The following is a 17818-nucleotide window of genomic DNA, read 5'->3' as shown; positions in this document are numbered from 1 at the left end:
CCTGGTTGTGGCACAGTCGTGGCGTGAACGAGACGGCCGGTTCCGCCACGGCGACCGAGCGGGAACTGCACCGGCGCAGCGCCATCCTCGCCGCGGCCGTCCGGTCGGCGGAGCGCTTCCTCAGCCACCCGGAGACCTGGCGCGCCGAGCTCGCCGAGGTCATGGCCGACCTCGGCGCGGCGGCCGAGGTCAGCCGCGTCTGGATCTCACACAACTTCGTCGGCGCCGACGGCGAGCTGTACTCCCGGCAGATCGCCGAGTGGGACGCCGACGGGGTGTCCTCCCAGCAGGAGGACCCCCAGCTACAGGCGTACCCGTACGAGGCGGGCGGGTTCGGCCGGTGGCGGCGGGTACTGGGCGCCAACCGGACGCTGTCCGGGCACGTCCGGGACTTCCCGGAGGCCGAACGGCGACTGTTCGTGCCGCAGGGGGTCGTGTCGCTGGTCGGCGTGCCGGTGTTCGTCGGCGACGAGTGGTGGGGCATCGTCGGATTCGACGAGTGCCACCACGAGCGGGCCTGGTCGGAGGCCGAAGTGGCGGCGCTGCGCACCGCCGCGACGACGATCGGCGCGGCGGTCCGCCACGAACGGCTGCTCAACCAGCTCCGCGAGCGTGAACTCCAGTACCGCGAGATCTTCGCGGCCTCGTCGGACGGCATGGCGATCGTCGATCTCGACGGCGTGCTCGTCGAGGCCAATCCCGCCTTCTCGGCGATGCACGGGTACGCCGACGGTGAGCTGGCGGGCCTGCCGGCCACCACCTGGACGCACGCCGACCACCTGTCCGCGGTCACCCACCACTTCGGCCACGGCGCACCGGAGCGCGCCCCGACGGTCACCGCCCAGCATGTACGCAGGGACGGCACGGTCTTCCCGGTCGAGATCCGCGGTACCACGTTCACCTTCCGGGGCAGCCCGCACCTTCTCGGCGTGGTACGCGACGTCACCGAGCGGGTGACCGCGCTGGAACTGCTGGAACGGCGGGTGTCGGCGCTGACCCGGGTCGCCGCGAACCTGGTCGTCGACCAGCCGCTCGAAACCACGCTGCGGGCCGCCGTACGGACCGTCGTCGAGGCCGGCTCGGGGGTCGCCGCGGCCGTCCACGTCATGGACGTCGACACCGGCGACCTGGCGATGCTCGCCACGTACGGGCTGCCCGACGGGTACGAGGACGCGCTGCGCGAGTCGTGGGCGCTCGGCGTCGACTCGCCCGCGGCGCGGGCCCTGCGCCAGCAGCGCCGGCAGCTCATCCGAGGCGCCCCGGCCCGCACGCTCGCCACCCCGACCGCGGCGCCGCTGCACCGCTTCCTGCCCCACGTACCGTGGGACACGCTGCTCGCCCTGCCGCTGGACTCGCAGGGCCGGGCCCTCGGTGCCCTGCACGTCTACTACCTACCCGACGTCGAGCCGGAACCCGAGGAGACGCGGTTCCTGTCGGCCGTCGCCGACCAGGTCGCCGTCGCCGTGGAGAACGCGCGCCTGCTGCGCGCGGGCCGGCGCAACGCCGCGCTGGTGGAGCGGCAGCGGCTCGCGCGGGAACTGCACGACTCCGTCTCGCAGGCGCTGTTCTCGATGACGCTGCACGCCCGGGCCGCGCAGCTGGCCATGGCCAGGCAGGACCTGCCCGCGGACGGCCCGCTGGGGCGCGCCGTCGAGCAGTTGCGGGAGCTGACCCAGGGCGCCCTGGCGGAGATGCGAGCGTTGATCTTCGAGCTGCGGCCGGGTGCGCTCGCCGAGGAGGGGCTGCTGAGCGCGGTGACCAAGCAGGCCGCCGCGATGACGGCCCGCGAGGGCCTGCCGGTCAGCGTGACCGGGCCGCGGGAGCGCCTGGCGGTGCCGGAGGAGACCGAGGAGCACCTGTACCGGATCGTGCTCGAGGCGCTGCACAACACCGTCAAGCACGCCGGTGCGTCCGCGGCGTCGGTACGGATCCGCGCCGCCGCCGGCGCGGTCGTGGTGACCGTCTCCGACGACGGACAGGGTTTCGACCCGGGGACGGCGTACCCGGGCCATCTCGGTCTGACCACGATGGCCGACCGCGCCCGGGCCATCGGGGCCACCCTGCGGATCGACAGCGCGCCGGGCCGGGGGACAACCGTGGAGGCAACACTGTGACCGACGACGTACTGACCGACGACGTGCTGCGCGTCTTCCTCGTCGACGACCACCGGGTCGTCCGCAGCGGCATGCGGGCCTTCTTCGATCTGGTCGACGACATTGAGGTCGTCGGTGAGGCGTCGAACGGCCGGGAGGCGGTGGACCGGCTGGCCGTGCTCGAACCGGCCGGCGAGCTGCCCGACGTCGTGCTCATGGACCTGCTCATGCCGGCGATGGACGGCATCGAGGCGACCCGACTGGTCAAGGAGCGGTTCGCCGGCGTCGAGGTGGTCGCGGTGACGAGCTTCCTGGAGGAGAGCAAGGTACGGGCGGCCCTCGAGGCGGGCGCCTCCGGCTACCTGCTCAAGGACGCCGAAGCCGATGAGGTGGCGGCGGCGGTGCGCGCCGCCGCCCGGGGAGAGGTGCACCTCGACCCCGCCGTCGCGCGCCAGCTCACCGCGTCGCTGCGCGCTCCCCGGGTGGGCGCGGTGACCCTCACCCCGCGCGAGCGGGAGGTGCTCGCCCTCGTCGCTGACGGGCGGTCCAACCGGGAGATCGCGAAGGCGCTGGTCGTCACGGAGCGCACCGCCCGTACCCACGTCAGCAACATCCTGGCCAAGCTCGGGCTGGCGTCGCGTACCCAGGCGGCGCTGTGGGCGGTACGGGAAGGGATCGCGCCCGGGGAACCCTCCTGACGGGGCACGCGGCTACGTCATTACGCCGATCCGGTCGGCGTAATGACGTAGCCGCAACGTGGTCCTATGCCCCGTTTCACCGGTCGGATCTGCGCCGAGACTGGTCGAATCGGCGCGACGACGACCCGGAGGTGGTGCTTGCGTACCGCCGTCCCCCGCAGCCGCCTGCTCCTGGTCGACCACGACGTCCGGGTACGGGCGGCGCTGACCGCCCTGCTGTCCGCCGTACCGGAGTTCGAGGTCGTCGGCAGTTGCGGCAACGCCACCGACGCCTGGTCCGCGGTGGCCTCCACCCGCCCGCACCTGGTCCTGCTCGACCTGCTGCTGCCGATGGCGCGTGATGGCCTGGCGCTGGTGGCGAGGCTGCGCGGCGCCGGCATCCCGGTGGTCGCGATGAGCATCCGCGGCGGGCTGCGCGCCGGCGCCCTGGCCCGTGGGGCGGTCGCGTTCCTGGAGAAGGACGGCTCGGCTGACGCGCTCGTCGCCGCCCTGCTGGCGGCGGCGCCCGGCGGGCACGACACCTGGCGGCGCGACAAATGACGGCGCGACAAATGACGGCGCGACAAATGACGTAGTCGCCTCGGCGGAAGAGCACGGCCCGACCTCGTCGCCGAGCCGTACGGCCGCCGCCCGCGATTTTCCTACCGTCAACGAGTCAGCACGTCACGACCCCGTCGGATCAGTACACCAGACAAGGAGCAGCGTATGTCCGTCATCGCGGTGGACCGCTTGACCAAGCGGTACGGCGCACTCACCGCCGTCGACGAACTCTCGTTCACCGCGGAGGCCGCGACGATCGTGGGTTTCCTCGGGCCGAACGGCTCGGGCAAGACCACGACCCTGCGGATGCTGCTCGGGATGGTCGCGCCGACGTCCGGTACCGCCCTGATCGACGGCGTACCGTACGCGCGGCTGGCCTCGCCGGTCCGCCACGTGGGTGCGCTGCTGGAGGCCCGGGCGACCCACCCGGGCCGCAGCGCCCGCGACCACCTGCGGGTCCTGGCCACCGCGGCGGGCATCGGCGACCGCCGGGTGGACGAGGTCCTCGACCTCGTGGGGCTGACCGCGGCCGCCCGCCGCCGGGTCCGCGAGTTCTCCCTGGGCATGCACCAGCGCCTCGGACTGGCCGCGGCGCTCCTCGGCGACCCACCGCTGCTCGTCCTCGACGAGCCGGCCAACGGCCTCGACCCGGAGGGCATCCGGTGGATGCGCCAGTTCCTGCGGGACCGGCGGGCCGAGGGGCGCACCGTCCTGGTCTCCAGCCACGTCCTCGCCGAGGTGGCCCAGGTGGCCGACAAGGTGGTGATCATCGCTCACGGCCGCCTGGTCACGGAGGCGCCGCTGGCACGGCTGCTCGCCGAGCACGGCGCGGCGGTACGCGTACGCACCCCGGAACCGGCCCGGCTGGCCGCCCTGCTCGCCGCGCACGGCGCGACGGTGCGCCCGGACACCGACGACGAGCTGGTCGTCGGTGGACTCCCGGCCGCCGAGCTGGGCCGGCTCGCCGTCACCAACCAGGTCGTCGTCACGCAGATCACCGACCAGGTGCCCGACCTCGAGTCACTCTTCCTCGACCTCACCTCGTCCGCTGGAGCCATCCGATGACCGCCCCGTCCACGACCGCCCCGTCCACGACCGCCCTGCTGGGAAGCGAACTGCTGAAGCTGCGTACCGTGCGGACACCCCGGTACACCCTGCTCGGCCTGCTGGTCTTCGTGTCCACGATCGCCGGTGTCGCGGCGACAGCCGTGCCGCGTGCGGGCGTGCCGGGCGAGGGCACGGCGGGCGAACTCCTGCGGACGGTACTGGGTGTCGCCGGAGGGCTGTTCCCCGCCATGGTGGCGCTTCTGCTGGGCGCGCTGTCGGCCGCGGGGGAGTACCACCACGGAACCATCCTCGGCACGTACCTGGTGACCCCGGACCGGCACCGGGTCCTCGCCGCGAAACTGCTGGTCACCAGCGCCGTCGGGGCGGCCGTCGGTCTCGCCTGCGCGGTGCTGGCGCTGGCGCTGGCCGTGCCGGTCGCGCATACGCGTGCCCTGGACACCGGCTTGACGGACGCCGGCGCCTGGGCCGGTCTGATCGTCACCTGCACCGGGGTGACGGCGCTGGGCGGCGCACTCGGCGTCGGGCTCGGCGTGTGCTTCCGCCAGCCGGTCGTCGCGGTCGTCGCGGTCCTCGCCTGGATGTCGTTCGGGGAGGGGCTCGTCAGCGCGGTCGTACCCGAGGCGCTGGTGCCCTTCGGCGCGATCCGCACCGCGGTCACCGCCACATCGGCCGTCGACGTCGGGATCGGCGCCGCCGCGCTGGCCGTCCACGCCACGGTCGTGGTCGTGCTGGCCGCGCAGGTCTTCACCCGCAAGGACGTCACTGTCTGAAGCGCCGCCGCCTGGCGAGCACCGCCACTTCGGCGCGACAGTCCCCCGAACACCACCGGCCCGAGCGGACGGCCGCGGCCGGCCACCGGGCCGTGCCCCGAAACCCGTCCGGACACCGAACAGGAGAGACAGGTACACATGGAACGCCCCCGCCACAACATCGCGGCCCGGATGGGCAGATGGAGTGCGTCCCATCGCAAGACGGCCATCTTCGGGTGGCTCGCCTTCGTCGTGCTGGCCGTCGTCATCGGCGGTTCGCTTCCCAAGACGGAGCTGACCAACGCCGAGTCGCTCACCGGCGAGCCGGCGCAGGCCCAGCGCATCCTCGACGCCAGCGGTATCAAGGAGCCACGGTCGGAGATCGTGTTCATCCAGCGCGGCGCCGACGTGCCGCAGGCGGCTGCCACCGACGCCGTCAAGGCCGTCGTGGCGCGGCTGGAGGCGACCCCGAACGTGGAGAAGATCGTCAGCCCGCTGACGCCCGGCCTTGACGGACTGGTCTCCAAGGACGGCCGCTCGATGCTGGTCAACTTCGCCATCGCGGGCGACCCCGAGAAGGCCAAGGACAAGATCGCCCCGATCATGGCCGCGGTCGAGTCGGTGGCCGGCGAGCACCCGGCGGTCAGCGTCCGGGAGTTCGGTATCACCAGCGCGGGCAAGCAGCTCGACCAGGCGATCAGCCAGGACATGAAGCGGGCCGAGATGCTGTCGATCCCGATCACCCTGGCGGTCCTGCTGCTCACCTTCGGCGCCCTCGTCGCCGCGGTGCTGCCGCTGGCGTTCGCGCTGACCGCGTTCGTCGGCGCGGTGGGCCTGCTCGGGTTCACCAGCCAGGTGCTGCACGTCAACAGCAGCGCCCAGACCGTCATGCTGCTGATCGGCCTCGCGGTCGGCGTCGACTACTCGCTGTTCTACCTCAAGCGCGACCGCGAGGAGCGGGCCCGCGGTACCGATCCGCGCCGGGCGCTGGAGGTCGCCGCCGCCACCTCGGGCCGGTCGGTGCTCATCTCCGGTATCACCGTGGTCATCGCCATGGCCGGCATGTTCCTCACCGGGCACCCGATCTTCTCCGGTATGGGCATGGCCACCATCCTGGTGGTACTCACGGCGATGCTCGGCTCCCTGACCGTCCTTCCGGCGCTGATGAGTTGGCTGGGTACGCGGGTGGACAAGGGGCGTATCCCGTTCGTCGGGCGCCTGTCCCGCTCCGACGGCGAGGGCCGCATCTGGTCGGCCGTGCTGACCGTGGTGCTGCGCCGGCCGGTCGTCTGGCTGCTCGTCTCCGGTCTGGCGCTGGTGGCCCTCGCGCTGCCCGCGCTGGGGATGCAACTGCGCAACGAGGGCATCGAGGACCTGCCGAAGAGCCTGCCGGTGATGCAGACCTACGAGCGGATCAACGCCACGTTCCCCGGCGGCTCCGACCCCGCGCAGGTGGTCGTCAAGGCCGACGACGTGCGGTCACCGCGGATGCAGCGGGCGCTGGCCGAGCTGCGGACCCGGGCGCTCGCCACCGGCAAGATGAACGAGCCGATCGACGTGCGGTTCAACCCCGACAACACCGTCGCCGTCGTGTCCGTACCGCTCGTCGGCGACGGCGAGGACGCGGCGTCGGTGGAGGCGCTGCGGGTGCTGCGCCAGGACGTCGTACCGGGTACCGTCGGCGCGGTCGACGGCGCGACGGCCAAGGTCGGGGGCGGCACCGCCAACTCGGTCGCCTTCCGCGACCTGATCATGGAACGTACCCCGTGGGTGTTCGCGTTCGTCCTGGCGTTCGCGTTCGTCCTGCTGCTGGTGTCGTTCCGCTCGTTGGTGGTGGCGGTCAAGGCGATCGTGCTGAACCTGCTCAGCGTCGCCGCGTCGTACGGCGCCGTGGTGCTGGTCTTCCAGCACGGCTGGGGCATGAAGCTGGTCGGTGTCGAGCAGACCGGTGCGATCATCAACTGGCTGCCGCTGTTCCTGTTCGTCATCCTGTTCGGCCTGTCGATGGACTACCACGTGTTCATCCTCAGCCGGATCCGGGAGGGCTTCGAGTCCGGCCGCAGCACCACCGACGCCATCGCGCACGGCATCAAGTCCTCGGCGGGGGTGGTCACCAGCGCGGCGATCATCATGGTGTTCGTCTTCCTCACCTTCGTCACGCTGTCGCTGACCAGCATGAAGCAGGTCGGCCTGGGCCTGGCCATCGCGGTGCTGCTCGACGCGACCGTGGTGCGCGCCATCCTGCTGCCGGCCACGATGAAGCTGCTCGGCGACGCCAACTGGTACCTGCCCCGGTGGCTGAACTGGTTGCCGCGGCTCGAACACGAGGCTCAGCCGGTGCCGGTGCCGGTCAGCCCGGCCGGCGATGACCTCGTCGGTGCCGGCCAGGCCGGGCCGGGTACCCGCCTCGGCTGAGGCGCACCCGCGCAGGCCGGGGCCGGAGACGTACCGCGGCGGTACGTGTTCGGCCCCGGCGTTCTGGTACCGGCATGTCGGGCCGCCGGGCTGGGCCGGCATATCGTCGGCCAAGGTGGGCAGAACGACAACCGAGCCGGGTCGGGCGACCAGGCAGGTGGCTGTCCGCGGCTGGCTGTCCGCGGCGTACCACCGGCGTGCCACGGGACCGGTGTGCCACCGGGCCGGCGAACGAGATCACCGGGAAGTGCCAGATCATCGGGAGTGCCATGGCAGCATCCGAGACGGTTTCCACGACCCGCGAGCGGCTGGGGCGGGTGGGGGTCTGGCAGGCCCTGCTGACCCCGGCCCCCGCCGGGCGGCAGCGTTCCTTCATCCGCCGGGTCGAGGTGCTCGGCTACGGGTCGGTCTGGTCCGGTGAGGTCGTCGGGGCCAACGACATCTTCGTGCAGGAAGCCACCTGGCTGTGCGAGACCTCCGTCATCATGGTCGGCTCCGGTATCGCCAATGTCTGGTCGCGTCACCCGGCGACGGCACAGGCGGCCGCGGCGGCGCTCGGCCACGCCTGGCCGGGACGGTTCGTGCTCGGCCTCGGCATCAGCCACGCGGCCATCGTCGATCGGACCGGGCAGGTCTACGAGCGGCCACTCGAACGCATGCGGCAGTACCTCGACGGCATGGAGCAGGCGACCGTCCGGGCGCCCGCCACGCCGGTACCCCGGGTCCTGGCCGCACTGCGCCGCCGCATGCTGGAGCTGGCCCGTGACCGCGCTGACGGGGCGCACACGTACTTCGTGCCGGTCGAGCACACCCGGCGGGCCCGCGAGACCCTCGGGGCGGACCGCCTGCTCATCCCCGAGCAGGCCGTCGTCGTCGACGAGAACCCGGTCACGGCGCGCGCCACCGCCCGCCGGCACACCGAGGGCTACCTGCGCCTGCCGAACTACGTGAACAACCTCAAGGAACTGGGCTTCAGCGATGAGGACGTTGCCGGTGCGGGCAGCGACCGCCTCGTCGACGCGATCGTGGCCTGGGGCTCCGCGGAGACCGTCGCCGCGCGGGTCCGCGAACACCACGACGCCGGAGCCGACCACGTCCTGCTCCAGCCCCTGGCGCCCAACCTGGACGGCGCGCTGAGCCAGCTCGAGGACCTCGCGATCCCGCTCCTGCCACCGTCCTGACCGCTTCACCGACGGCCGGCGGTCCTCCCCGGCCGACCCACCAGCGACCGGGACCTCACCAGCGACCGGCTCAGCCGGCCCGCGCGCTCACCCCGGCGCCAGCAACGTCTGGTACTCGCGTGGCAACTGCGCGGCAGTGTCGCGGAACTCCTTCTCGCCCACGGCAACGCGCAGCACGGACAGGACGGCCCGGGTATGTGCCGGCGCCTCCTGCCCGGGTACGCCTTCGCGTCGGGTGACCTGGCCGATGAACTCGCCGAGCGACATCCGCATCGCCTCCCCGCGACTGCGGTTCAGGCCCCGGTCGAGCGCCGGGCGCAACTCGTAGGGCAGCAAGGGGCGCAGGTCCTCGACCTGGCCGGCGCTGACCCGCATCGCGAGCACCTCGAGGACGGCCTCCGCCGCCCGCCGCGCCCCGTCGCGGTCGAGCCCGGCACGCTCGGCCACCCGGTCGAGGATGTCGTCGACCGACAGCGTCCCGATGAACGGAGGCTCCTCCTCCCGTGGCCGGGGCGGGGCGTCGAGCACGGCCGACTCGATCAACGGTACGAAGTCCCCGGGCAGTTGCGCGCTCATGTCGGCGAACTCCTTGGGGCCGACCGCGGTCCGCAGCGTGGCGAAGACGGCCCGCGCGAACCGGTCCGCGGCCGCCCGGTCGGCGCCCGTCTGCTTCTCGATGCGCCGCCGGAGGTCGTCGAGATGGAACACGGTCCGGCCCTCGTGCCGTACGCATGGGCGCAACTCCGACGGCAGCCGCTCGGCCAGGTCCGCCGCCTCGCCCTTCGAGACGCACTGCGCGAGCGCGCGAAGCGTGACGCAGGCCAAGGGCTCGGCCTGGTCAGGCGGGATGCCGGCGCGTTGCGCGACGCTGGTGATGAAGTACTGGTGATCCATACCGGTCCTCCTGTGCGGTGGCGGCGCCCTACCGGATAGCTGCCCCGCCCGGCACCCGATATGTCGCCGGGCGGGGTCGGGTACGACGGGGTGGTGCGCCGGTACGCCGGCCGTGCGCCGGGCACTGTCCGGCTCCTACCTGGCCTTCCTGACGGTGGCCACGGTGGTCGCGGGGATCGGGGCCCTCCTCGACCAGTCGATCCTGATCGTCGGGGCGATGGTGGTCGGACCGGAGTTCGGCCCCCTGGCGGCGATGTGCGTCGGGATCGTACGGCGACGGACCTCCATGGTCACGCGGTCGCTGCTCGCCCTCGCGGTCGGGTTCCCGGTGGTCATGCTGGTCACCGTCCTCACCATCTGGGCGATGACCGCGCTGGGTCTGGTCAACAAGGGCATACTGTTGACCGAAAGTGACAATACATTTACACCTTGAAATGTTTGTGTAGGTACGACATATCCACCCTTGGGTTGCCGCGAATCACTGCCTAAGCTGTGCCGATGCGCCGTGACGCCGACGCCGCTCGAGGAGACGTCGATGCCGCTCGAGCATCGGAGACCGCTGTCCATACCGGTCTGGGCCGCCGGCCGGAGACTCGTGGCGTCGCGCGTACCGGTGGACCCAGGCTTCCCGTCATGTGGGTGGTGACGGCGGCCGCGGCGGCAGTGGCGACGATAGGAGTCGCCGCGTTCACGATGCTCCGACCCGTCGACCGGGCCGTGGCGGCAGCCGCCACCCGCGAGTTGCTCATCATGAGCCAGCCGGGGCTCGTCGACGGCGACGACGCGTCCAGCCCGTCGCCGTCGCCGTCGCCGACCCGGCGTCGGCCGGTAGCCGGCCTTTCGCAGGCGGCCATGGACAACGCGGTGGTCATCGTCCAGGTGGGCAAGGAGATGAACCTGCCCCAACGCGCCTGCCTGGTGGCGATGATGACGGCGCTACAGGAGAGTACGCTGCGCAACCTGGCCAACTCCACCGTGCCGCGGTCGCTGAACTATCCACATCAGGGAGTGGAACGCAATTACGACTCGCTCGGCCTGTTCCAGCAGCGACCGAGTCAGGGCTGGGGGACGGTCGCCGACCTGATGGACCCCGCGACCGCCTCGCGGCTGTTCTACAACCGGCTTCTCCGGGTGTCCGGGTGGCAGACGATGAGTCCCGGAGCCGCCGCGCAGGCGGTACAGCGTTCGGCGTTTCCCGACGCGTACGACAAGCAGCAGAATCGCGCGCAGCAGATCGTGAACGCCATCTACTGAACCGTTGAACCGGGTGGGCGGTGGTGCGGGGACCGGTCCGTCCCCGCACCACCGCCGTACTCCGCCGGCGCCGATGTATCCGACCGCCGGTCGAAACGGCGAACACAGCGAACACGGCGAACACAGCGAACACGGCGAACACGGCGGACACAGCGGACACAGCGGACACAGCGGACACGGTGGACGCGGTGAAGCCAGTGAACGCGGCGATCGGGCCGGTCAGCGGCCGAAGCGCTTGGTCATGCCGCGCCAGATCCGTTCGGCCCGGCTGCGGGGTGCGCGGCGCGCCTGCCGCCATTTCAGGGCACCGACCGTCGCCGCGGTGGCGGCAACCGCACCGGCCCCGACGGACGCCCATCGCGCCGGGTGGTTGCGTACCGTCCCGCCGACCTGACGGCCGCCCTCGTGTGCCTCGGTGGAAACGTGCTGGACGGTATCGCGGGTGCGCGTCGTGGCGCCGGCCTTGTCCGCGATCGCCGTCACGGTGCCGTCGAGCGTCTCCCGCGTATCCGCCGCATTGTCGCGCGGTTCGCCGGTCAACTGTTCGGACTTCGCCTTGGCGCCATTCTTCGTACTCATGGTTTTCTCCTTTCCCGGACCGCGTTGCTGATGGTCCGAATATCGGCCTTGAGGCTGGCGAGGGTCTGCTCCGGCACCGGCGGCCCAGCCCGGCGAAGCCGGCCCCGGCCGATCAGTGCCATGACCGTCGCCACGGTGAACAGCCCGACGGTGACGGCCAGCGCGGCCAACCAGGCCGGCATGACCAGGGCCAGGACAAGGACCAGGGTGGCCAGCAGTGCGGCCACGCCGTACAGGGCGACCACGCCGGCCGCGCCGAACAGTCCCACGCCGACGCCGAAGCCCCGGGCCTTGGCGGCCAGCTCGAGGCGGCCCACCCGCACCTCGTCGCGTACCAGTCGGGACAGCTGCTCCGACGCCGTGCGAACCAGGCGAGCGGTCGAGGCGGTACCGCGATCGACGGCGCTCGCCGCGTTGCCGGTGTAATCGGTGGCCCTAACTCTGTTCACCTCTATGGAATGCCCAGGATGCACTCCCATCAATCACCGCGACGTGTCCGATCGCCGGAACAGGGCGAACGGACGGACGCTCGCCGGTACGCCGTAATCTGACGCGGCTCCCGGAGCGCCGCGGCCGCCGACCCTGCGCCCCGGCGGCGCCGGCTTTGCATCCGGCGGGCGGATGACGCCGTGCTCAGCGGTGGTCGGCGGTTCGCCGACCGGAGGCCAGGAGATCGCGCGCGTCGGCGCGGACGGCGTCGTCGACGCTGTGGTACGTCCGGGGCCGGGAGGTCAGGCCCCACGCGTGCAGTGCGTCGCACACGGCCGGGGAAGGCGCGGCCAGGCGCAGCTCGATGCCGGCGGCGGATGCCGCCCGGTCACACGCGTCGAGCATCGCCGCTCCGGCCGAGTCGCACACCGCGACGGCGGAGAGATCAACCACCAGTACCGACCGGTCACCCGCGAGCAGCCAGGCCAGCTCGGGCTCGACCGCCAGTACTGTCGACGCGCCCAACTTGCCCGTGAGCGCGAGGACGGGGGTGCCGTGCACCTCGTACGTCGACCACCTCAGCTCCATGTCCGGGACTTACCCACCGGCCGCGATGATCGCACCCGGACCGCCGGCGCCGGATGGTCGATCCTGACTGTCCGTTATATTCAACTTGCCTGTTCCGTCGGTACTGTCCGCTCTGGACGCCGGTCCGATCCTCGTCGACACGCCGGCACCGTTCGCCACCGATGTGCCTCCCACCTGCGCTTCTACGGACCCTCCTGTTCGGCGTCGGCAGTCCGCCGGTCGGCGTGGTTAAGATGACCGAACTATGGACACCGCCGCCGCTGCCCAGAGCACACCGAGGCTGCAGATCGGAGTGGAGCCGATCGGGCGCGACGAGGTCATCGTGTCGGTACGCGGTGAGCTCGACCTCGCGACCGCGGACCAGCTCCGCGCGGCAATCTCCGAGATGCTCAACCGTGGGCGAGTCGCCGCCATCGGCCTCGACCTTCGCGGCCTGGAGTTCATCGATTCCACCGGCATCGGCACCCTCGTCGTCGCGCAGCGCATCTGCCATCAGGTAGGGGTTCGGCTGCGGTTGACGGCGGTCAGCGCCTTCGCCGCCCGGATCCTCGGCGTTGTCGGCGTCGACGCCGCCCTGGGCCTGCCGCCGGCGCAGGCCGAGGCCGCGCTGGTCGGAGCCGACTGAGCGTCCGGCAACCTCCATCGGTCACGGGACGGCCACACCATCACGGTCCCCGGTATCGGCCGTCCCGCGATCCCGACGCGGGCGGTCTTCGGTGCGGTGGCGGTCGCAGGCGATGACGACCACGTCGAGTGACGAGCTGGCGGAGCGCCCGCGCGGGCGCGGTCTCTCCCGGGCCGGCCGACCTGCACGGTGTGACGCGCTCGCGCCGTGCGTCGTATATGCGATGTTATTGGTGTGAACCGGGACACATCGGGCGTTTAGGGGGTGGCGGTTCGGGTAACCGCCGACGGTTACGGATCACGGAGTGCGGTAGGGGGCTTGGTCTTGGGTTCTGGTGCGAGTAGCGGTCAGATAAGCACGCACCGGTTGGCCGACGGCACCATGATGGTCGACGTGCGGGGTGAGTTGGACCTCGCTTCGATCGCGGTGCTTCGCGATGACCTGGCGGCGCGAGTGGTCGCCATGCGTCCCCCGCGCGTTGTTGTCGACCTTGGCCTGGTCACCTTCATGGACAGCATGGCGCTGAGCGCATTGATCAGCGTTCAACGGAGCGCCCGTAGTGTGGGCGCCACCCTCCAGGTGACGAATCCGAGTCCGTTCGTGGCGCGCCTGCTCCAGTCGGCCGGTGTAGCCGAAGCCCTGGGGTGCGCGTCATCCCGGAACTGACCACCGGTGCCGGGAGCGTGGCCCGGCCGCGCCGCGCTCAGCGTGGCCGGTGCGTGACCTGTACCAGTTCCGCGAACGTGTGCGGCAGTTGCGACATGACGTCTCCGAACTCCTTCTCGCCGACGAGAGGGTGCATGGTCTGCAGGACCGCACGGACGCCACGCGTTGCGGTGTCGCTGTCGACCCCGGCCCGCTCGGCGACCCGCTGGACGAACTCCTCGTAGGAGAAGGCCTCCGCCGGTTCGGGGTACTTGATCAGAAAGGGCCGGAACTGGTCCGGTAGTCGACCGGGGAGGTCCGCGGCCTCTCCGGCGGAGATGCGCTCGGTGAGGGTGCGCAGGGTGGCCTCGGTCAGCGCGGCGGCCTTGTCCTCGGAGATCCCGGCCCGCTGCGCCACTGTCTCGATGAATTTCAACTCGGCCATGCTGGACCTCCCGCCAGCGTAAGAGGTCCGGGTACCCGCAGGCCACCTCCTCAAACCGCTACGTGGCCCGGCCGCGTGTCTGGGTTTGACCGCTATGTGGCCCAGCCTTGACCGTCGCGTGTCTCGGTGGACCCGTGCCGGCGGGGCGCCTCTGGCCCAGTATCCTAGGATGCTATACGCGCGGTGACCCGCGCCGCTCGCCGGTCCCGGACCGGCGGGGGGGTGTGAGACGGGGAACCGGGTGTGAATCGCCTTACCCCGGTCGCTGTGCGTGCCGGTCGGCACTCTGGTGTTCCGGCCGGGGCGGTGGCATCCTGGCGGGAGTCCGAGGTTGACCGCGGCAGCGGTGACCCGCCTCGGCTGTCCCGGTCGACCCTGCTGAGCTGCGCTGATGTGGTCGACCGTGCGGTGGGGGCGATCCCGGCCCGGCCTGCGGAGGCGTCGGCCGACGGTGGTGCGGTGCCCTCCGCGACCCCGGTCGTGACCGGCGGGAGTGCCGCTGGCCTCGCGACAGGCATCCCGCCATGACGTGACACGCTCTCCCTGGTGTTAGGTTAGGGTTACCTATCCGTTGTGGTGGAGGCGAGTATGGATCTGCGGGACTGCCGACCGACGGATCGCGCACGCCTGCACCGCATCGACGGTGACCGGCAGCAGCGGCGCCGGCTCATGGAACTGGGCTTCGTACCCGGGCAGATCCTGCGGGTCATGAGCCGCGGCGCCACCGGTGGCCTGCTCCTGGCTGTCGGGGACGCGCGCATCGCGGTCGACGCCGAGACCTGCCGCGCGCTGCGGGTCAGCCGGCTGGGTCACGCCGCGTGATGTCCGGCCGCTCGGTGATGTCCGGCCGCTCGATGCCGAGCCGCATGATGTCGACCATCCGTCCCCTGCGGGGCTCTGCAGCCTCGGGCGCCACTGCCACCCGGCCTGCCCGGCGACCGGTCCGCCCCGCGCCGTGCTGCGAACCGGTCGCGCAAGGTCCGCTGGCCGCTGTCGACCCCTCCCGCCATGTCGGTCGGGTGGCGCTGATCGGCAATCCCAACGTCGGCAAGTCCACCCTCTTCAACGCGATCACGGGCGCCCGCCAGCACGTCGGCAACTGGCCCGGCAAGACCGTGCACGTGGCCAGCGGTACGTGGCGGCTGACCGGCGGCTCGGTCGAGATCGTCGACCTGCCCGGCACCTACAGTCTGCTGCCCCGGTCGCCCGATGAGGAGCTGACCCGGGACCTGCTCGTCGACCGGGGCCTGGACGGGCGGCCGGACGTCGCGGTCGTGGTCCTGGACGCGTCGAACCTGGCCCGCAACCTGTACCTGCTGGCCGAGGTGCTTGAGACCGGCGTACCCGTCGTCGTGGCACTGAGCATGGTCGACGTGGCGGCCGGGCGGGGGATCGACATCGACGCCGCCGCGCTGGCCGAGGCGGTGGGGGTGCCGGTCGTACCCGTCGTGCCGCGCCAACGCCGGGGCACCGACGAGCTCGCGGCCGCGGTGAGCGGCGTGCTGGACGGCCGGTGCTGCGAAGCCCACCGGACGGGGCTGGCCCGGGTCGACCTCGGCGGACCGGTCGAGGCGGTGCTGTCCGACCTCGCCGCGCTCATCGCCGCCGAACCCGACCTCGCCGACCGGTTCGCCGTACGGTGGCTCGCGGTGGAACTGCTGACCGACGGGCCCGGCGCGGACCACCTCGACGGTGCGCCCGGTGCGCCGGCCATTTCCGCGGCGCTACCCGTGCTGCGGCAACGACTGCTGGACGCGGTCGCCGCCGAGCGCGGTGCCGGCGCCACCACCGACCTCGCCGGCGACGAGACCGACGACGAATTCGCTGGCGAGTTGGACGACGAGTTCGACGACGACGCCGAGACCGTCGTCGCCGAGCGGCGCTACGCCTGGGTACACGACGTGGTCGCCGAGTCCGTGCGGCGCTCCGGCGTCGACTCGCTGACCTGGTCGGACCGCATCGACAGGCTGTTGACCTCGCGCTGGCTGGGTCTGCCGGTCTTCCTGCTGGTGATGTGGGGCGTCTTCGTCGCCACCACCCGGGTCGCCGCGCCGTTGCAGGCCGGTCTGCAGGCGCTGCTCGACGGCCCGGTCACCGGTGGGGTCGGCGGGCTGCTGTCCCGCACCGGGGTGGGCACCGACGGCTGGATCGGCGGCCTGGTGCTCAACGGCCTGATCGGCGGGGTCGGCCAGCTCCTGACGTTCGTACCACTCATGGCGATCATGTTCGTGCTTCTCGCCGTGCTGGAGGACTCCGGCTACATGGCGCGGGCGGCGTTCGTGGTCGACCGGTTCATGCGCCTGATCGGCCTGCCCGGGCGCGCCTTCCTGCCGCTGATCGTGGGGTTCGGCTGCAACGTGCCGGCGGTCGCGGGTACCCGCATCCTGTCCGACACCCGGCAGCGACTGCTCACCAGCTTGCTGGTGCCGTACGTGACGTGCAGTGCCCGGTTGACCGTGTACGTGCTGCTGGCCAACATCTTCTTCGGCCGCGCCGCCGGTACGGTCGTGTTCGCGATGTACGTGCTGTCGATCGCGCTGATCATCCTGATCGGGCTGGCGCTGCGCCGGACGCTGTTCCGCTCGCACAGCCGGGAACCGCTGGTCCTGGAACTGCCGGCGTACCGGCGGCCGACGCTGCGCGTGGTCGGCACGCAGACCTGGCAGAAACTGGCCGGTTTCCTCAAGACCGCCGGTGGCATCATCGTCGTCACCGTCACGGCGGTGTGGCTGCTGTCGTCGCTGCCGGCTCACGGCGGCGCCGGCAGCCCGGGCCACACCCCCGTCGAGCAGAGCCTGTACGGCGCCACCGCCCGTACCGTGGCCCCGGTGTTCGCCCCGGCGGGGTACGACGACTGGCACGCCAGCGCCGCATTGATCACCGGGTTCGTCGCCAAGGAAGCGGTGGTCTCGACGTTCGCGCAGACCTACAGCGCGGCCGAGCCGGCCGATCTGCACCGGCCCGGTCAGTTGGGCACCCATCTGAGTGACACGTTCCGGCGTACCTCCGGCGGGCACACCGGCGCCGCCGTCCTGGCGTTCATGGTGTTCCTGCTGGCGTATACCCCGTGCATGGCCACGGTCGCGGCGCAACGGCTGGAGATCGGCACCCGGTGGACCCTCGTCGGGATGGGTATCCAGATGGCGGTCGCGTGGCTGTTGTCGGTGCTCGTCTTCCAGGTGGGGAGGCTGCTGTGGTGAGGTCACCCGGGGTGGGGCCGCGTCCGGTGCGGCTGCCCGTGGCGGGGAAACCCTCGTCGAGGTTGCCGTGGTCGAGGTTGCCGTGGTGACGGGCGGACCGGTCAGCCCGCTGCGGCAGGTCCTGCGCGAGATCCGGTCGGCCGGCAGCGTGAGTCTCGACGACGTGGCGCGGGCGGTCGGGGTCAGTCGCGACGAGGTGGACGCGATGGTCGACTACTGGGTACGCCGCGGCCGACTGAGTGTCGAGGAGATCGGCCGGGGCTGCCCCAGCGGTGGCTGCGGAGGCTGCCCGTCCGGCAACGACGGCGCCCCCGGCTGCGGTACCCCGAGAAGCGGCGGCCCGGTGTTGCTCGCCATCACCATCCCGACCCGTACGCCCGGCTGAGCGCGCTACCCGGGCGGGCCGTGGACCGGG

General features: G+C 71.8%; 19 protein-coding genes. 14 read left to right on the top strand and 5 right to left on the bottom strand.

Annotated features, from left to right (window positions below):
* Positions 1-23 precede the first annotated feature (23 nt).
* The 7 genes from ACNTMW_RS00755 to ACNTMW_RS00725 all read left to right on the top strand — a co-directional run bounded on the left by ACNTMW_RS00755 (position 24) and on the right by ACNTMW_RS00725 (position 8744).
* Positions 24-2114, top strand: a complete 2091-nt coding sequence (locus ACNTMW_RS00755) for a PAS domain S-box protein (RefSeq protein ID WP_426631322.1) — start codon at positions 24-26, stop codon at positions 2112-2114.
* Positions 2111-2791 carry a response regulator gene (locus ACNTMW_RS00750; RefSeq protein ID WP_426631321.1) on the top strand — a complete coding sequence of 227 codons (681 nt, stop codon included), beginning with the start codon at positions 2111-2113 and terminating at the stop codon, positions 2789-2791. Before ACNTMW_RS00755 ends, ACNTMW_RS00750 begins: the two co-directional genes overlap by 4 nt.
* Positions 2792-2929: 138 nt before the next feature.
* Positions 2930-3331 (top strand): response regulator, encoded by a 402-nt coding sequence (locus tag ACNTMW_RS00745; RefSeq protein WP_426631320.1) that lies wholly within the window; start codon positions 2930-2932, stop codon positions 3329-3331.
* Between the two features lie 165 nt (positions 3332-3496).
* Entirely contained in the window at positions 3497-4396 is a 900-nt protein-coding gene (locus tag ACNTMW_RS00740) for an ABC transporter ATP-binding protein (RefSeq protein ID WP_426631319.1), read from the top strand.
* On the top strand, positions 4393-5169 hold the full coding sequence (locus ACNTMW_RS00735; protein WP_426631318.1) for a hypothetical protein: 777 nt from the start codon (positions 4393-4395) through the stop codon (positions 5167-5169). Before ACNTMW_RS00740 ends, ACNTMW_RS00735 begins: the two co-directional genes overlap by 4 nt.
* Before the next feature lie 138 nt (positions 5170-5307).
* Entirely contained in the window at positions 5308-7563 is a 2256-nt protein-coding gene (locus ACNTMW_RS00730) for an MMPL family transporter (RefSeq protein WP_426631317.1), read from the top strand.
* 269 nt (positions 7564-7832) lie between these two features.
* On the top strand, positions 7833-8744 hold the full coding sequence (locus ACNTMW_RS00725; RefSeq protein WP_426631316.1) for a TIGR03620 family F420-dependent LLM class oxidoreductase: 912 nt from the start codon (positions 7833-7835) through the stop codon (positions 8742-8744).
* Between the two features lie 87 nt (positions 8745-8831).
* Here the strand turns inward: ACNTMW_RS00725 and ACNTMW_RS00720 are convergent, their stop codons facing one another.
* The gene (locus ACNTMW_RS00720; RefSeq protein ID WP_426631315.1) at positions 8832-9638 is read right to left on the bottom strand and encodes a DUF2267 domain-containing protein; all 807 of its coding nucleotides are present in this window, start codon (positions 9636-9638) and stop codon (positions 8832-8834) included.
* Positions 9639-9750: 112 nt separating this feature from the next.
* Here ACNTMW_RS00720 and ACNTMW_RS00715 point away from each other — a divergent pair, with 112 nt between their 5' ends.
* Both ACNTMW_RS00715 and ACNTMW_RS00710 read left to right on the top strand, forming a co-directional pair.
* On the top strand, positions 9751-10071 hold the full coding sequence (locus tag ACNTMW_RS00715) for a DUF389 domain-containing protein (protein WP_426631314.1): 321 nt from the start codon (positions 9751-9753) through the stop codon (positions 10069-10071).
* 200 nt (positions 10072-10271) lie between these two features.
* Positions 10272-10892 carry a hypothetical protein gene (locus ACNTMW_RS00710; protein WP_426631313.1) on the top strand — a complete coding sequence of 207 codons (621 nt, stop codon included), beginning with the start codon at positions 10272-10274 and terminating at the stop codon, positions 10890-10892.
* A gap of 219 nt (positions 10893-11111) precedes the next feature.
* Here ACNTMW_RS00710 and ACNTMW_RS00705 read toward each other — a convergent pair whose 3' ends face one another.
* The 3 genes from ACNTMW_RS00705 to ACNTMW_RS00695 all read right to left on the bottom strand — a co-directional run bounded on the left by ACNTMW_RS00705 (position 11112) and on the right by ACNTMW_RS00695 (position 12488).
* Entirely contained in the window at positions 11112-11471 is a 360-nt protein-coding gene (locus ACNTMW_RS00705) for a hypothetical protein (RefSeq protein WP_426631312.1), read from the bottom strand.
* Complete coding sequence (locus ACNTMW_RS00700) at positions 11468-11842, bottom strand: phage holin family protein (protein WP_426631716.1); 375 nt, start codon at positions 11840-11842, stop codon at positions 11468-11470. Before ACNTMW_RS00700 ends, ACNTMW_RS00705 begins: the two co-directional genes overlap by 4 nt.
* Positions 11843-12104: 262 nt before the next feature.
* Positions 12105-12488: an STAS domain-containing protein gene (locus ACNTMW_RS00695; RefSeq protein WP_426631311.1), complete on the bottom strand. Its 384-nt coding sequence runs from the start codon at positions 12486-12488 to the stop codon at positions 12105-12107.
* A gap of 244 nt (positions 12489-12732) precedes the next feature.
* On the opposite strand from ACNTMW_RS00695, the gene ACNTMW_RS00690 reads away from it, so the two are divergent.
* Together ACNTMW_RS00690 and ACNTMW_RS00685 are read left to right on the top strand one after the other, a co-directional pair.
* Complete coding sequence (locus ACNTMW_RS00690) at positions 12733-13113, top strand: STAS domain-containing protein (RefSeq protein ID WP_426631310.1); 381 nt, start codon at positions 12733-12735, stop codon at positions 13111-13113.
* A 366-nt stretch (positions 13114-13479) separates the two neighbouring features.
* The gene (locus tag ACNTMW_RS00685) at positions 13480-13779 is read left to right on the top strand and encodes an STAS domain-containing protein (RefSeq protein WP_426631309.1); all 300 of its coding nucleotides are present in this window, start codon (positions 13480-13482) and stop codon (positions 13777-13779) included.
* Positions 13780-13816: 37 nt separating this feature from the next.
* Here the strand turns inward: ACNTMW_RS00685 and ACNTMW_RS00680 are convergent, their stop codons facing one another.
* Positions 13817-14203, bottom strand: a complete 387-nt coding sequence (locus ACNTMW_RS00680) for a DUF2267 domain-containing protein (RefSeq protein WP_426631308.1) — start codon at positions 14201-14203, stop codon at positions 13817-13819.
* A gap of 588 nt (positions 14204-14791) precedes the next feature.
* On the opposite strand from ACNTMW_RS00680, the gene ACNTMW_RS00675 reads away from it, so the two are divergent.
* The 3 genes from ACNTMW_RS00675 (at position 14792) to ACNTMW_RS00665 (ending at position 17788) form a co-directional block, all read left to right on the top strand.
* Positions 14792-15025 (top strand): FeoA family protein, encoded by a 234-nt coding sequence (locus ACNTMW_RS00675; RefSeq protein WP_426631307.1) that lies wholly within the window; start codon positions 14792-14794, stop codon positions 15023-15025.
* A gap of 197 nt (positions 15026-15222) precedes the next feature.
* Positions 15223-17403 (top strand): ferrous iron transport protein B, encoded by a 2181-nt coding sequence (gene feoB, locus ACNTMW_RS00670; protein WP_426631306.1) that lies wholly within the window; start codon positions 15223-15225, stop codon positions 17401-17403.
* Between the two features lie 85 nt (positions 17404-17488).
* Complete coding sequence (locus ACNTMW_RS00665) at positions 17489-17788, top strand: FeoC-like transcriptional regulator (RefSeq protein ID WP_426631305.1); 300 nt, start codon at positions 17489-17491, stop codon at positions 17786-17788.
* Positions 17789-17818 lie beyond the last annotated feature (30 nt).

Origin of the sequence: Planosporangium spinosum (assembly GCF_049999945.1) — a bacterium.
GTDB classification, from domain to species: domain Bacteria; phylum Actinomycetota; class Actinomycetes; order Mycobacteriales; family Micromonosporaceae; genus Planosporangium; species Planosporangium spinosum.
This window is presented reverse-complemented; position numbering and strand designations above follow the sequence as displayed.